The 15,311-nt window shown below is 38.0% G+C and carries 13 protein-coding genes and 6 tRNA genes; 3 read left to right on the top strand and 16 right to left on the bottom strand.

Annotation, left to right across the window (positions count from 1 at the left end; all coding sequences use genetic code 11):
- Positions 1-103 precede the first annotated feature (103 nt).
- The gene (locus H4J73_RS19035; protein ID WP_182223378.1) at positions 104-1,213 is read left to right on the top strand and encodes a response regulator; all 1,110 of its coding nucleotides are present in this window, start codon (positions 104-106) and stop codon (positions 1,211-1,213) included.
- Between the two features lie 2 nt (positions 1,214-1,215).
- On the top strand, positions 1,216-2,184 hold the full coding sequence (locus tag H4J73_RS19040; protein ID WP_182182044.1) for a diguanylate cyclase: 969 nt from the start codon (positions 1,216-1,218) through the stop codon (positions 2,182-2,184).
- Between the two features lie 65 nt (positions 2,185-2,249).
- On the opposite strand, the gene H4J73_RS19045 is transcribed toward H4J73_RS19040, so the two are convergent.
- The 6 genes from H4J73_RS19045 to miaB form a co-directional block, all read right to left on the bottom strand.
- Positions 2,250-3,911 (bottom strand): amidohydrolase, encoded by a 1,662-nt coding sequence (locus H4J73_RS19045; protein ID WP_182182045.1) that lies wholly within the window; start codon positions 3,909-3,911, stop codon positions 2,250-2,252.
- Between the two features lie 9 nt (positions 3,912-3,920).
- Positions 3,921-5,519 (bottom strand): apolipoprotein N-acyltransferase, encoded by a 1,599-nt coding sequence (lnt, locus tag H4J73_RS19050; RefSeq protein ID WP_220460128.1) that lies wholly within the window; start codon positions 5,517-5,519, stop codon positions 3,921-3,923.
- Positions 5,520-5,521: 2 nt separating this feature from the next.
- Entirely contained in the window at positions 5,522-6,397 is an 876-nt protein-coding gene (locus H4J73_RS19055; protein ID WP_182182046.1) for an HlyC/CorC family transporter, read from the bottom strand.
- 109 nt (positions 6,398-6,506) lie between these two features.
- A complete protein-coding gene (gene ybeY, locus H4J73_RS19060) occupies positions 6,507-6,965 on the bottom strand; it encodes an rRNA maturation RNase YbeY (RefSeq protein ID WP_182182047.1) in 459 nt (152 codons plus the stop codon).
- The gene (locus H4J73_RS19065) at positions 6,965-8,011 is read right to left on the bottom strand and encodes a PhoH family protein (RefSeq protein ID WP_259366517.1); all 1,047 of its coding nucleotides are present in this window, start codon (positions 8,009-8,011) and stop codon (positions 6,965-6,967) included. The genes ybeY and H4J73_RS19065 overlap by 1 nt, the downstream gene beginning before the upstream one ends.
- Positions 8,012-8,045: 34 nt before the next feature.
- Positions 8,046-9,488: a tRNA (N6-isopentenyl adenosine(37)-C2)-methylthiotransferase MiaB gene (gene miaB, locus H4J73_RS19070; RefSeq protein WP_182182048.1), complete on the bottom strand. Its 1,443-nt coding sequence runs from the start codon at positions 9,486-9,488 to the stop codon at positions 8,046-8,048.
- A 250-nt stretch (positions 9,489-9,738) separates the two neighbouring features.
- Here miaB and H4J73_RS19075 point away from each other — a divergent pair, with 250 nt between their 5' ends.
- A complete protein-coding gene (locus tag H4J73_RS19075) occupies positions 9,739-10,950 on the top strand; it encodes an FAD-dependent oxidoreductase (RefSeq protein ID WP_182182049.1) in 1,212 nt (403 codons plus the stop codon).
- A gap of 101 nt (positions 10,951-11,051) precedes the next feature.
- On the opposite strand, the gene H4J73_RS19080 is transcribed toward H4J73_RS19075, so the two are convergent.
- The 10 genes from H4J73_RS19080 to H4J73_RS19125 form a co-directional block, all read right to left on the bottom strand.
- Positions 11,052-11,126, bottom strand: a tRNA-Gln gene (locus tag H4J73_RS19080).
- Between the two features lie 52 nt (positions 11,127-11,178).
- A tRNA-Leu gene (locus H4J73_RS19085) sits at positions 11,179-11,263 on the bottom strand.
- 131 nt (positions 11,264-11,394) lie between these two features.
- Positions 11,395-11,469: transfer RNA gene (locus tag H4J73_RS19090), tRNA-Gln, on the bottom strand.
- 102 nt (positions 11,470-11,571) lie between these two features.
- Positions 11,572-11,646: transfer RNA gene (locus H4J73_RS19095), tRNA-Gln, on the bottom strand.
- 52 nt (positions 11,647-11,698) lie between these two features.
- Positions 11,699-11,783 (bottom strand) — tRNA-Leu (locus H4J73_RS19100).
- 28 nt (positions 11,784-11,811) lie between these two features.
- A tRNA-Met gene (locus H4J73_RS19105) sits at positions 11,812-11,888 on the bottom strand.
- A gap of 216 nt (positions 11,889-12,104) precedes the next feature.
- Entirely contained in the window at positions 12,105-12,452 is a 348-nt protein-coding gene (locus H4J73_RS19110; RefSeq protein WP_182182050.1) for a DUF3718 domain-containing protein, read from the bottom strand.
- A 279-nt stretch (positions 12,453-12,731) separates the two neighbouring features.
- The gene (gene ychF / locus H4J73_RS19115) at positions 12,732-13,823 is read right to left on the bottom strand and encodes a redox-regulated ATPase YchF (protein WP_182182051.1); all 1,092 of its coding nucleotides are present in this window, start codon (positions 13,821-13,823) and stop codon (positions 12,732-12,734) included.
- Between the two features lie 43 nt (positions 13,824-13,866).
- Positions 13,867-14,451 (bottom strand): aminoacyl-tRNA hydrolase, encoded by a 585-nt coding sequence (pth, locus tag H4J73_RS19120; protein WP_182182052.1) that lies wholly within the window; start codon positions 14,449-14,451, stop codon positions 13,867-13,869.
- 19 nt (positions 14,452-14,470) lie between these two features.
- The gene (locus H4J73_RS19125) at positions 14,471-15,082 is read right to left on the bottom strand and encodes a 50S ribosomal protein L25/general stress protein Ctc (RefSeq protein ID WP_182182053.1); all 612 of its coding nucleotides are present in this window, start codon (positions 15,080-15,082) and stop codon (positions 14,471-14,473) included.
- Between the last annotated feature and the right edge of the window lie 229 nt (positions 15,083-15,311).

The following is a 15,311-nucleotide window of genomic DNA, read 5'->3' on the forward strand; positions in this document are numbered from 1 at the left end:
GTGCATTATTTCAAATATTATCTATTGTTATTTATAGATAAACAGTAAAATGTTGAAAAATCATCACCTCAACTATTATCTCAAAAATAGGAAAAATGAAAATATGTCAATACCCTTGTTAATTTGTGATGACTCAAATATGGCGCGTAAGCAGGTAGCACGCTCTTTACCTGATGACTGGGATGTCGATATAAGCTTTGCCACCGACGGCAAAGAAGGCATTGAAGCAATAAAAGCAGGTAAAGGCGATGTGCTTTTACTTGATTTGAATATGCCGGTAATGGATGGTTATCAAGTACTTGAAACTATTATCAAAGAAGATCTAAATACCATGGTGATTGTTATTTCCGGTGATATACAGCCAGAAGCACATCAGCGTGTTACAAGTTTGGGGGCATTAGATTTTATTCAAAAGCCCGTCAATAAGACTAAATTAACAGAAATACTTTCTGCCTACGGTATTTTTACTCAGCAGAGCAATAAAGAAGAGCTATTGCCTGTTCTTTTAGAAAAATCTCCAGTAATAGAAATGTCACCTGCACATATTGAACTGACACCGATTACACAGGCTGCTGAAGCTGTTAGCATTGAAAAAGAACTACCAGAGGAAGCCTTTTTCCTCGACCCTGAATTACGAGATTGTTATCAAGAAATAGCGAATGTGGCTATGGGACAAGCTGGGGATCTATTAGCACGCTTACTTGATGTGTTTGTCGTACTCCCTATCCCTAATGTCAATTTAATTGAGGTTAGTGAACTGAGTATGGCGTTATCTGATGTTGAAGAACAAGAAAGTACTTCGGGTATTTGCCAAGGTTTTATTGGTGCGGGTATTTCTGGAGAAGCGCTACTTATTTTAAATGATTCAAGTTTTAAAGATGTTGCTTCGTTAATGAATTACACGTATGAAGTTGATGAAAGTACAGAGCTTGAATTACTTATGGATTTAGCTAATGTGCTCATTGGCGCTTGTTTAAACGGCGTTTCAGCGCAATTAGATATGCCTTTTAGCCAAGGACATCCTGTTGTTTTAGGGCAGCATAAAAAAATATCAGAGCTCATCGCAACAAACTCTAAAAAGTGGAAACGTACATTAGCTATTGAAATTAGCTATAGCATTGAAGACTATTCAATAAAGTGTGATTTACTCTTACTTTTCACTGAAGAGTCTATGCGAACACTTAATAATAAAATCTCTTACTTACTGGATTAACTATGTCATTAGAAACATCACAGATAAATGAATTACATTGGTTAATGGAAATGTTGCATACCATCGATGTGGGGTTGGTTGTACTAGATAGAGATTATAAGGTGCAAATATGGAATGGCTTCATGGAAAACCACAGCGGTTTACTGCCACGTGAAGTCAAAGATAAAGTGCTCTTCCCTTTATTTGATGAAATTCCAGAAGCATGGTTTAAGCGTAAAGCTGAATCAGTATTTTTATTAAAAAACAAAGCTTTTACCATTTGGGAGCAGCGTCCCTATTTATTTAAGTTTCAAAATTATCGTCCCATCACCGGTGCAGCTGATTACATGTATCAAAACACCACCTTTATTCCGTTAATGTCAGCAACAGGGGTTGTTACCCATTTATGCTTAATTATTTATGATGTTACTGACAACGCTTCTCATAAAAAAGATTTGGTGCAAGCAAATAAAGAATTAGCGATTTTAAGTCAAACTGACGGTTTAACTAAATTATTTAATCGCACGCACTGGGAGCACTGCTTACAAGCGGAATATAAACGCTGGATACGTAGTCAGAACCCAAGTTGTCTCGTGATGATTGATATCGATAATTTTAAAGTCGTTAATGACACCTATGGACACGTTGTGGGTGACGAAGTTATTCGTCATATTTCAGGGCTCATCCGTCATCATGTCCGAGAAACTGATGTTTCGGGGCGCTATGGTGGAGAGGAGTTTGTTATATTATTAGCGGATACGACATTAGATAACGGCAAAGTATTTGCTGAACGACTCAGGGAAGAGATTGAAAAGTCAATAGTCAAATACAATGATATCGACGTGAAATATACGGTAAGTATGGGAATTGCTGAAATTGATACTAGCATTGAAAGTTATGAAGCTTGGATAGAGTGTTCTGATTTAGCCATGTACCGTGCCAAAGACGCTGGGCGAAACCAAATAGCTTTGCATACTAACCCAATAGCTTAACCCATTAAAACAGACGCATAAAAAAAACCCATAAGGGCTTTTTTTATGCGTTTAAGTTCACATCTTTATTGTTGGTATACTTGCTTACCGTTAACCCAAGTGGCGAGTACTTTATTATTCCAAATGTTTTGCTGGTTTTCGGTAAAGTAATTATTTTCTAATAAGATAAAATCTGCTTTTTTACCTGCTGCTAGACTACCGATTACTTTCTCTTGGTGTGCAGAATAAGCCGCATCAATAGTGAAACTTCTAAAAGCTTCTAAGCGCGTCATACTTTCCTCATTGTACCAGCCATTCTCAGGTAGATTTTGTTGATCTTGGCGAGTTACTGAAGAGTGTAAACCAAAGAATGGGTTAGGAGACTCCACAGGAAAGTCTGAGCCAGCGGCAATAACTGCGTTAGCATTCATTAGTTTTCGCCAAGCATACGCACCTAAAATACGCTGCTTACCAATTCGGTCAACAGCCATGTTTTTATCGCTAGTGGCATGAGTCGCTTGCATTGAAGCGATGATATTAAGCTCAGCAAAACGAGGAATATCACTCAAACGCAATATTTGTGCATGTTCAACCCTATGACGTAATGCCTGAGTCTGGGTCGCTTTTATTTGCGCTTGATATAAGTCTAAAACCACTTTATTCGCATTATCACCAATAGCATGAGTATTTACCTGAAAACCTGCATTCATTGCCGTATTCATATAAAGGGTTAATGCTTCTTTTTCATGTAGCATAAGCCCCTTATGCCCCGCATGATCTGAATAATCTGCAATTAACGAAGCACCACGACTACCTAAAGCGCCATCAGCTTGAATTTTTACACTATTAAAATTCAGCATGTCATCACGGCTATTGAACGGACCTTGTTTGAGTGTTGCTTGCCAATTTTTTGAAGGTAAATACAACATAGCATTGATACGAATCGGGAGAGAGCCTTCACTACTGAGTTCTTTAAATAACTCAAGGTTGTCTGTAAAAATACCAGCATCATGAACACTGGTTAAGCCAAAAGAGACCAATTTATTTAGGGCCTTTTTTAACACTAATTTTTGTTCTAGCCTCGTTAAGGGAGCGATGCTTTTGGTCATTAGGTCCATAGCATTATCTATGAAAATACCAGTTGGCTTACCTGATTCATCACGAATTATATCGCCGCCCGCTGGGCTTTTTGTTGCAGATGTTATGCCAGCAAGTTCCATCGCTTTAGTGTTCGCCCAGCCCGCATGCCCATCAACACGACTTAACCAAACAGGCGTGTTAGGAAAGTGTTTATCTAAAGATTTTGCGGTTGGAAACTTTGTGTTTTCCCACTGAGTTTGATTCCAGCCACGACCTTGTATCCAAGCAATACCTGGATTGGCTTTAGCATAATTAATGGCCGATTCTACGGCAGCGTCTTCTGAAAGTGTGCCAACTAAATTAGCTTGCATCAAACTTAATCCGTAACTCAATATATGGCCATGGGCGTCAATCAAACCTGGAAGTAAGGTTTTGCCCTGACCATCTATTACCGTCACATTCTCAGACTGAGGTACGGTTTCACCTTTTGTAAAGAGCTTATCAATTTTATCATGGGTGAATTGAATCGCCGTAAATTCTTTTAACTGTTTATCTGAGAGTGTGTAACCTTGAACATTGGTAATAATAGTTGTTTGTGCAATGGCATAGCTGCTTGATAGCAGGAGAAAAGAGATTGTTGTGAGCAAGTGCTTATTCAGTATTTTCATAAATAAATCCTAGGTTTTATAATTTTTATTTTTTAATGTATTATTTTTATTCAATAGAGGATAAAGGGAGAAAAATAAAATTAACAGTATTAATGGCAGTAACCCCTGAATAAATTGCCAATATTGACTATAAAATGTTTTCCCATGTACTAACTTGATTTCTGCTTTGAGCACAGTTTCAGTGAATTGTGGCAGTTTAGCTTCAATATTACCTCGATAATCAACAATGGCGGTAACACCGTTGTTCGTTGCGCGAAGTAAAGGTCGACCAAACTCCAGCGCGCGCATTCGTGCAATTTCTAAATGCTGATGAGGACCATGTGAATCTCCAAACCATGAATCATTGCTTACGGTGAGTAAAATATTGGTTTCATCAGTAAAGTTAGCGGCGAGTTGCTCAGGAAAGGCTATTTCGAAACAAATAAGTGGTAAGAGGTGATACCCCTTAGCCATCAGGTTTGGTTGAATATAATCTCCACGGGTAAATGATGAATATTGTAAATTAAATATTGGTGCAACTTTTCTGAGTAATTCTCCAAAAGGAACAAACTCACCGATAGGCAGAAGATGGCTTTTATTATAACGATTAGGGTGTCCGTAGCGATAGTGCCCAGTCTCGTCATCACTTTCTTTCTTACCGAGTACGATCAGTGAATTAAAGTAAGCTTTTGAGTCATATTTATAATTCAAAATACCAGTAATAATGGCACTATTATTCAATGCCGCCGACTTATCAGCCATAGTCAGAAAGTCTTGTGCTGTTGGCTCTAGTGCTGTTACAGCTGACTCTGGCCAAACAATAATATCGGCATCATAGTTTTCTCGGGCATGGTCAAGATATTTTAATAACGTCGGCCACTCTCTTTCTGGCTGCCATTTCATTGATTGTTCAATATTACCTTGAACGAGTGCTGTTGTTACTGTCTTGCCCGTGAGAGTTAACCATTGTACATTTGACAATGAAAAGGCGCTGGTAAAAATGCACACTAACAGTAATAAGTGTGACTTTCGGTAATGGTTATTAACAATATTTATTAAGGTGATGCTACTTGCCAGTAAAATAGCGCCAATACCTACTTCACCCACTAAGGGAGCGAAGCTTGATAAAGGACCGTCTATTTGGCTGTAGCCAATGGATAACCAGGGGAACCCCGTTAAAAGATTAGCGCGTAAGTATTCAGCAATGAGCCAAAAAGGTGGCAGTAGCCACAATGAAAATTGCCGCTTTGGTGCAAATCTACTTGATAAATAACATGCAAGTGCAGGATAAAGCGCTAGATAACAGCAAAGTAATAACATCAATAAAAGTGAAAAAAACAGTGGTAAACCACCATATTGATCAATACTGACATGCACCCAACTAATACCGCTAGCAAACCAGCCTAACCCAAAAATAAAGCCTTGTTTTGCTGCTGTCTTTACCTCTGCACCATTAATTGAATTAAAAAATAATGGCAGAACAACAAACATGACCCACCATTGAGAAAATGGCGCGTATGCAAGCACTAAACTTAGCCCAGCAATAAAGCTGAGCCAGTTACGCTTATTAAATAAGTTAGCGCGTAGCGGGTGTATTAGGCGATTAACAAGCGTATTGATATTTATCAAGGTTAGTCGACAATTTTGCCAGTTATTTTATGATCTTTTGGAACGGTAATATGCAAACTTTGGATACGTCGATTATCACCCGCAGTAATTTTGAATTCAAAATCACCTATCGTTATTAATTCACCTTTTTTGGGCATATGGCCAAATTGATGTAAAACTACACCGCCGATAGTATCTGCGTCATTGCCATTAAATTGAGTATTGAAGTATTCATTAAAGTCATCAAGCTCTGTGAGCGCTTTCACTTGATAAACATTACCAGCAAGGTACTTTATGTCTTGTTCAATTTCATCATCAGTTTCATCTTCAATTTCGCCAACAATCAATTCAAGAATATCTTCAATGGTAACCACACCTGAAACACCACCGTATTCGTCTACAACAATGGCCATATGATAGCGCTGCGAGCGAAATTCTTGTAACAATGGTTCTACTCGTTTGCTTTCTGGAACGATAATAGACGGACGAATAACCTTTGCTATTGTACACTCTTCTTGCTGACCAAAACCGTAAGCAAGCAAGTCTTTAGCCAATAAAATACCTTCAATGTGATCTATATCGTCGTTAATAACAGGAAATCTAGAGTGTCCCGACTCTAGAATGATAGGTAAGGAAAGTTCGATAGGGTCGTTAATATCAAGCGTGACCATTTGTGATCTTGGGATCATAATATCGCGGACACGCATATCAGAAACTTCTAATACACCTTGGATCATTAATTTAGTTTCAGGTTTAATTAAGTCGCGATCTTCTGCGTCATTTAATACGTCAACCAGTTCATCTTTATTTTTGGGCTCTCCAGTGAAAACTTGTACTAATTTATCAAGTATCGATTTATTTGCAGAGCCGTTGCTAGAGTGGGGGTGGTCATCGCTCATAGAGCTTATTTATTTCCTGTAAGTTAACTTGTTGCTTAGTTTCTAATCAATTGACAATAAATTCAAGTAGTAAATTGATATTTTTGTAATGGATTATAAATGAATGAATTTATTCACTTATAATATAGGGATCTGATATTTCGAGTATTTTCAGTAACTTCGTTTCAAGTGCTTCCATTTCAGTGGCCTCTACATCATCAATATGATCGTAACCTAATAGATGTAAGCAGCCATGAATAACCATATGAGCCCAATGATTATCAAGAGTTTTGTGCTGAATATTCGCTTCTTGGGCAACAACCTCAGCACAAATCACCAAATCTCCAAGCAAGTCTAGTTCAATTCCTTCAGGTACTTCAAAAGGAAATGATAAAACATTGGTCGGTTTATCTTTTCCACGATACTGTAAGTTCAGAGACTGGCTTTCTTTAACGTCAACGAGACGAATGGTAAGTTCAAAATCCGTTTTATCATTATTTAAAGCGATATTTACCCAAGATTGAAACTGTTCATTGCTGGGTAAATTTTTGGCATCACAAGCATGTTGAAGATCGAGTAGTGTTGCCACTATTGATTATCCATAGCATCAAGTGCCGCTTTATTTCTTTTTTCATCTTTTAAACGTTTTTCTTTTTGTTCAAAAGCATCATATGCATCAACAATTCTAGCCACAACCGGGTGGCGAACAATGTCTTTTGATTGAAAATAGTTAAAACTAATGCCAGGAATATCATCAAGTACTTCAATAGCATGTCGTAAGCCTGATTTTGCACCACGGGGTAAATCGACTTGAGTAATATCACCGGTGATAACCGCACGCGCATTAAAACCAATACGGGTTAAGAACATTTTCATTTGTTCAACCGTGGTGTTTTGACTTTCATCAAGAATAATAAAAGCATCGTTCAATGTTCTACCACGCATATAGGCAAGAGGGGCTATTTCAATAACATTTCGCTCAATCAGTTTCTGAACTTTTTCAAAGCCAAGCATTTCAAAGAGTGCGTCATATAATGGGCGCAGGTAGGGATCGACTTTTTGTGATAAATCACCAGGGAGAAAGCCAAGCTTTTCACCCGCCTCAACCGCAGGGCGAGTTAACAAAATCCGTCGTACTTCTTGTTTCTCTAAGGCTTGAATTGCACAAGCAACCGCTAAATAAGTTTTGCCCGTTCCGGCAACACCCACACCAAAACTAATATCATTATTCATAATATTATGCACATAGCTTTGTTGATTAGGGTTGCGAGGTTTTACTACGCCACGTTGGGTCTTTATCGTCACCAACTTATCAAAATCAACATCAACCTTAGGCGGTTCTTGCTCAAGTACTTTTACGTCTAAAATGGCTAAATGTACAATTTTTTCACTGATTTCTTTTCGTTCATTTTTGACAGTTGCTGTTTCAATATATAAATTTTTAAGCAATATAATCACGGCATCACAGTTTGCAGGTTCGCCCGTCACTTTAAATTGATTACTGCTGTAACTTATTTTAACGCCTAACCGGCGTTCAATTGTTTTTAAGTTATCGTCCATAGCACCACATAAATTCGCTAGGCGATTGTTATCAAGTGGTGCTAAGTCAAATTGTTTGCTAATACTTATAGTCAAATTTATATCCGTTTTTATAGGCTATGGTTAATCGTTAAGGTGTAAAAGTACCGACACCTAAATCGTCAATGTTATTGACACTAGTTGTGTGGTGACTGTTAGCTAGAATGTCTTGTGGAGAGTGTGCAATACGTAACCCCATTTCACTTTCTTGACGAACCAATTCACCACGTAATGAGTTAGCGTAAACATCAGTGATATTTACATCGACAAATTGTCCTATTACGGTATGTGGAGCAAGAAAGTTCACTGTGCGGTTATTTTCTGTTTTACCCCTTAACTCCATTGGATTTTTCTTTGAAGGGCCTTCAACTAAAATACGTTGTTCTGTATTAAGCATTTGGCGAGCAATACGAAGCGCTTGATGGGTAATTTGGTCTTGAAGAATTTGTAAACGCTCTTTTTTAGTGATATCAGAAATATCATCAATCATATCTGCTGCTGGAGTACCTGGGCGCGCGCTATAAATAAAGCTAAAGCTTAAATCGAAATCAACCGCTTTAATAAGATCCATTGTTGCTTGGAAATCTGCATCAGTTTCGCCAGGGAAGCCAATAATGAAATCTGAGCTCATACAAATATCCGGGCGTACTTTCTTAAGTTTTCGAATTTGAGATTTATACTCTAAGGCGGTATGGCCACGCTTCATTTGCGTTAAAATGCGATCGGAACCACTTTGAACTGGCAAATGTAAGTGGCTGACTAACTCAGGGACGTCTTTGTAGACCTCAATAATATCATCAGTAAATTCAATAGGGTGTGAAGTTGTATAACGCACTCTGTCAATGCCGTCAACAGTAGCAACCAAACGCAATAACTCAGAAAAACGACAAATTTCATCATCATGAGTAATACCACGATAGCCGTTGACATTTTGCCCTAATAAATTAACTTCACGGACACCTTGTGCAGCAAGTTGGGCTATTTCATATAACACATCGTCAAGTGGACGACTCACTTCTTCACCACGGGTGTAAGGCACAACACAGAACGTACAGTATTTACTACAGCCTTCCATTATGGATACAAAAGCGCTTGCGCCATCAGCTTTAGGCTCAGGTAGGCGATCAAACTTTTCAATTTCAGGAAAGCTTACATCAACAACGGGATTATGATCTCCGGTAACTTGTTGGATCATTTCTGGCAAGCGATGCAAGGTTTGTGGTCCAAAAACCATATCAACGTAAGGTGCTCGTTGACGAATTGCTTCACCTTCTTGTGAAGCCACGCAGCCACCAACGCCAATCAATAGACCCGGTTTATTGTCTTTTAGGTGTTTCCATCGGCCTAGCTGATGAAATACTTTTTCTTGCGCTTTTTCGCGTATAGAACAAGTGTTTAACAAGATGACATCAGCATCTTCAGCTTCGTCGGCTAATACAAAACCATGTGTTGAGTCTAATAATTCAGCCATTTTCTGCGAGTCATACTCGTTCATTTGGCAACCCCAAGTTTTGATGTATAGCTTTTTACTCATTAACTTTCCACTCATTAAATATTTAAAGTCTAAAGAAGCTAACATGAAACGTATAGCTTCTGTGTTAGTTCAATTTAAGGATGCGTATTTTACTCCTTCTTGACGCTTGACGCCAGTACCCGATTAAACTTTAAGTAAAGCAATGTAAGCCTTATCAATTATTTGCTGTCACTAATAATAATATTCGTATAAGTGTTATAGGTTAGTTAGAATAACGACGAAAATCATTAAATAATTAAGTGTAAATTTTATGAATCATTTTGATTGTGTAGTTGTTGGTGGTGGTATGGTTGGAGCGGCTAGCGCGTTGTCATTAGCAAATTTGGGGCTAACTGTTGCTCTTGTCGAGCAGCATCAACCTTATTGTTTTGACAAAACCCAAGCATTAGATTTACGGGTTTCAGCCATCTCACTTGCCTCTGAACATTTGTTAACACAGTTGGGAGCATGGCCGCAATTACAGCAGTGGAGGTTGTGTCCTTATAAACGATTAGGGGTTTGGGAGCATCAAGCCAGTTATACTGAATTTAATGCCGATGATATTGAACAATCCCACTTAGGTCATATTATTGAAAATCGTTTAGTTCAACTTGCGTTGTGGCAACAAATTAAAAACCATTCTCAGGTTACTTTATTTTCGCCAGCCAATTTGGAGAGCTTTACTCAGTCTACAAATGAGATAGCGATAACTTTAGCCGATAACTCAGCTGTAACTGAGCAAGGAAAAACTCAAAAAATCACGGCAAAACTATTGATTGCTGCTGATGGCGCTAATTCGCACGTTAGAAAATTAGCTAATATTGGTATAACAGGCTGGGACTATCAGCAATCAGCGATGTTAATCAATATTGAGACACAAACCCCGCAGCAAGATATTACTTGGCAGCAGTTTTTTGAGACAGGTCCTTTAGCCTTGCTCCCTTTACCCGGGAAAAGTGAGTTAGGCGGTTATGCTTCTTTAGTTTGGTATCAAGGTAAAGATGAGATGAAACGTTTATCTTCATTATCGTGTGAACAACTGCAAGTCGAGATTTTAGAAACTTTTCCTCAACGACTAGGAAAAATAAAGGTCATTGATAAAGGGGCATTTCCTTTAACGCGTAGACATGCAAATACTTATCAAAAAAACAGAGTTCTATTATTAGGTGATGCAGCACACACCATTAATCCAATGGCAGGACAAGGCGTGAATTTAGGCTTTAAAGACGTAAAGGCATTACAAACAGTAATTGCTAGTGCTATTGGTAATAATGAATGTTGGCATGAGCCTAGTGTTTTGTCACGCTATGAAACAAAGCGGCGCAAAGACAATTTATTGATGATGTCTACCATGGATTCATTATATGTAGCTTTTAGTCACCCGTCGCCTGCTGTGAAAATCTTTCGTAATATAGGGCTTGCTATGGCTAATAAGATACCTTTTTTAAAAAAGAAGGCATTAGCCTATGCTTGTGGTGTATAAGTTGAAGTGACAATCAATCTTAAAAGGAATTTTTCAATGCAGTAAGACATTAAATCTTAAGATAATATGTCTTGGGTGTTTAAGGTAATATTTAAAAAGAATGGCAGGGGTAAGAGGATTTGAACCTCTGAATGACTGGATCAAAACCAGCTGCCTTACCGCTTGGCTATACCCCTGTAATGTCAATTATTTTCTAACAACTACCATGATGATATGTGTTAGTTAGAATGGTACGGGTCAAGAGACTTGAACTCTCACATCTTTCGATACTGGAACCTAAATCCAGCGCGTCTACCAATTCCGCCAAACCCGCATTGCTTGTAATACTACTAAGCGTTAATAGCCTTGTAGACACTTCAAATAATTATTATGTCACTCAGTAATGTTTACTATTTTTTTAATAAAGACTAATTACGTTTTAAAAAGAAATAATAAACAAAAAAGTGGCAGGGGTAAGAGGATTTGAACCTCTGAATGACTGGATCAAAACCAGCTGCCTTACCGCTTGGCTATACCCCTGTAGGTATTCTAAATAACGTGTAAATACGACACTTATTATGTTTAATATTAATTTTAATAAAGACTGATTGAGTTTTAAAAAAGGAATGTTAAACAAGAAAGTGGCAGGGGTAAGAGGATTTGAACCTCTGAATGACTGGATCAAAACCAGCTGCCTTACCGCTTGGCTATACCCCTGCAATGTTACTTACTTCCTAACAAATATCATGGTGATAAATGTTAGTTAGAATGGTACGGGTCAAGAGACTTGAACTCTCACATCTTTCGATACTGGAACCTAAATCCAGCGCGTCTACCAATTCCGCCAAACCCGCATTTCTTCTATCACTACTAAGAGTTAAATGGTGGCTACACCGGGATTTGAACCTGGGACCCCATCATTATGAGTGATGTGCTCTAACCAGCTGAGCTATGTAGCCTTTCCGTATTGCCTCTCAGCAAGTGGCGCGTATTATGCAAATCTGCTTAGGCTACGTCAACCGTTTTTTTATAAAAAAGGGTAATTTTTTTCTGTTTGCTTGTTTAGTCTACAAATTGGGTGTTTAATATTCTAGGAAAGCACAGTCTCTTTAAAATAAAAGCAAGAACGGTATGTTCTTGCTTTATGGTAAAGAACCGTAGATATCAAATTATGATTAATTTACGCGATCTTTCGCTTCTTCTTCTAAATGTTTTGAGTATTTTCCAATTTCGGCAATATGTTCAGCAACCTTTTTCGCAGGGACTTTACCTATTAAGAACTCTCCGGTTTCCAAAGCGTTGTTTGATGCTGCAAAAACTAATAAATTTTGTCCATTACATTCAATGTTTTTAAAAAGAGTGCGAATTTTCAATTTATTTTGTTTCATGAATGAGCGTAAGCGGTTTTTATCATTTGCTGCAATGTATTCGCAAATACGAAGAGACATGTTGTCTGCCTTAGTAACAGGTGCAAAAGTTACTGAAGCTGCAATCAAACTAGCGACTAGAAGTGTTTTTTTCATGGTTTGCCTTTATATTTATTTTTATTGTCGAGGTTTGTGATCTGATAGGCGTACGTTTTTCTTATATCAGACAGTTTAAAACGTAATTGTGGTATATTTTAGAGATAAAACAAGATTTTTTTTTGCGTTTTTTGAATTGATTAGCCTTTTGTTTTTATTATGTTTTATTTATGTTTTTTATTTGTTAATGGATTCTCTGGATTTAATGCTTGCTATTACTTGCTTTTAAAAAACAAAAAAGGAGCCGAAGCTCCTTTATAGTTATGTTAACTTATACGATTAAACATTGAATCTGAAGTGAACTACGTCACCATCTTTAACGCGGTACTCTTTTCCTTCTAGACGCCATTTACCGGACTCTTTAGCACCTGATTCGCCATTGAACTCGATAAAGTGATCGTAGGCAATAACTTCTGCGCGAATAAAGCCTTTTTCAAAGTCGGTATGAATAACGCCAGCAGCTTGTGGAGCCGTAGCATTTTGCTTTACTGTCCATGCACGTACTTCTTTTACACCTGCTGTAAAATAGGTTTGTAAGTGAAGCAAAGAATAACCAGCATTAATAACACGATTAAGCCCAGGTTCTTCTAGTCCAAGGTCAGCCATAAATTCAACACGGTCTTCATCATCCATTTCAGACAATTCGCTTTCAATTTCAGCGCAAACAGCAACAACGATTGCACCTTCGGCATCGGCTATTGCTTGCACTTTATCTAGGTAAGGGTTATTTTCAAAACCATCATCATTAACATTAGCAATATACATAGTCGGCTTAAGTGTTAAAAAGTTTAAGTAGTCGACAGCTGCTTTTTCTTCTTTAGATAAGGTTAAAGAACGTATCATATGACCTTCTTCAACATGCTTTAATATCTTCTCTAATACTGGCATTTCAAATTTAGCATCTGCATCACCTCCTTTAGCTTTTTTTGCTAAACGAAAAATTGCACGTTCTGCTGTGTCCATATCAGACAAAGCCAGCTCGGTATTGATCACCTCTATATCATCACTAGGGCTGACCTTATTGGCAACATGAATGATATTGTCATTATCAAAACAACGCACTACGTGACCAATTGCATCGGTTTCACGAATGTTAGCAAGGAACTTATTACCTAAACCTTCACCTTTAGAAGCGCCAGCGACTAAACCCGCAATATCAACAAATTCCATGGTGGTTGCTAGAACGCGCTCTGGGTTTACAATTTTGGCTAAAGCATCTAAACGAGGATCTGGTACTGGAACGACACCTGTATTAGGTTCAATAGTACAAAATGGAAAGTTAGCCGCCTCAATACCTGCTTTTGTTAATGCATTGAAAAGTGTTGATTTACCAACGTTGGGCAAGCCAACAATACCGCATTTGAATCCCATGATAATACCTTAATTGTTTTGCAAAATTTTTTTGAAGTTTAAGTTATAGCGGTTTGAATGAATGCAAACGGTTTTGAGCTTTCTTCAAATCGTCTGTTTGCCAAATATCGATACATCGGCTTGCCTCATCAATCGCTTGATCTATTTTGTCTTGGTCAATAGCTGGTGCTTTGCCAAGTACATGTCCGGTAACGCGATCTCTATGACCTGGGTGGCCAATACCAATGCGTAACCGATAAAATTCTTTGTTATTCGCCATGCTAGATATAATATCACGCAAGCCGTTATGTCCACCGTGCCCACCACCTTTTTTAATTTTACAGACTCCTGGTTCCATGTCTAACTCATCATGAGCAACAAGGATGTTTTCTAAGGGAATACGGAAAAAATTAGCAAGGGGAGCTACAGACTGACCACTTCTATTCATAAACGTTGTTGGAACAAGTAAATGAACAACTTCGTTACCTATTAGGCCTTTGCCATAAAGTCCGAAATATTTTTTTTCTGGTCTAAGGGAAATGTTGTAGCGAGAAGCGAGTTCTTCGACGAACCAAACTCCGGCATTGTGGCGGGTTTTTGTATATTCGGGGCCTGGATTACCCAGGCCCACAACTAGTTGAATAGTCATTTAAGTATAAACTTAATGATTATTCAGTAGCTTCTTCTGCTTCTGTTTCTTCACTTACGCCTTTCGGGGCATTTAATGAAACAACAGCTTGATCATGATCTTCGCCTTTTGCTAATTCGTCAGATGTTACGCCTTTAGGCAATGTAACGTCTGATAAATGCAATGTTTGCCCAAGTTCTAAACCAGCAACATCAATTTCGATGAACTCTGGAATGTTAGCAGGTAAACAGCTAATTGCAATTTCATTAATCTGGTGAGCAATTTTGCCACCTTTTTTCTCTGCTTCTTCTTCGTTAAGGAAGTGAATAGGAGCGTTAACGTGAACTGCATGAGTTGCATCAATGCGTAGGAAATCTAAATGCATTACAAGTTGCTTGAACGGGTGACGTTGCATATCTTTTAAAAGACACTCAACTGGCTTGCCGTCAATGTTTACCGTTAAAACGTGAGAGTAAAATGCTTCTTCTTGTTGTGCACGGTAAACATTTTTGTGCTCTAACGTTAAAGAAACAGGCTCTTGGCCTTCACCGTATAAAATTGCAGGAACTTTGTTTGCATGACGTAGGCGGCGGCTCGCACCTTTCCCTAGGTCAGTACGAACTTCAGCTTCTAAAGTAAATAAATCAGTCATTTTTTAATACCTAATATTAAATAGTTAGTTGAGTTGTTTTTTGCGACCAAAAACAACCGTGAACCTTTATAAAATAGCCATCGAATTTAATCTAATCGCTATAAAAGGCGCGGCATAATAACACCTCAACTTAAACAGATCCAACGTTAATATTATTATAAGTGATTAATTATTCCTGTCTGTTGTCGATATCATTGCGCTAAATGACGGTTATAAATATTTTTATATT

This window comes from Colwellia sp. MB3u-41 (genome assembly GCF_014076845.1).
GTDB lineage: Bacteria > Pseudomonadota > Gammaproteobacteria > Enterobacterales > Alteromonadaceae > Colwellia_A.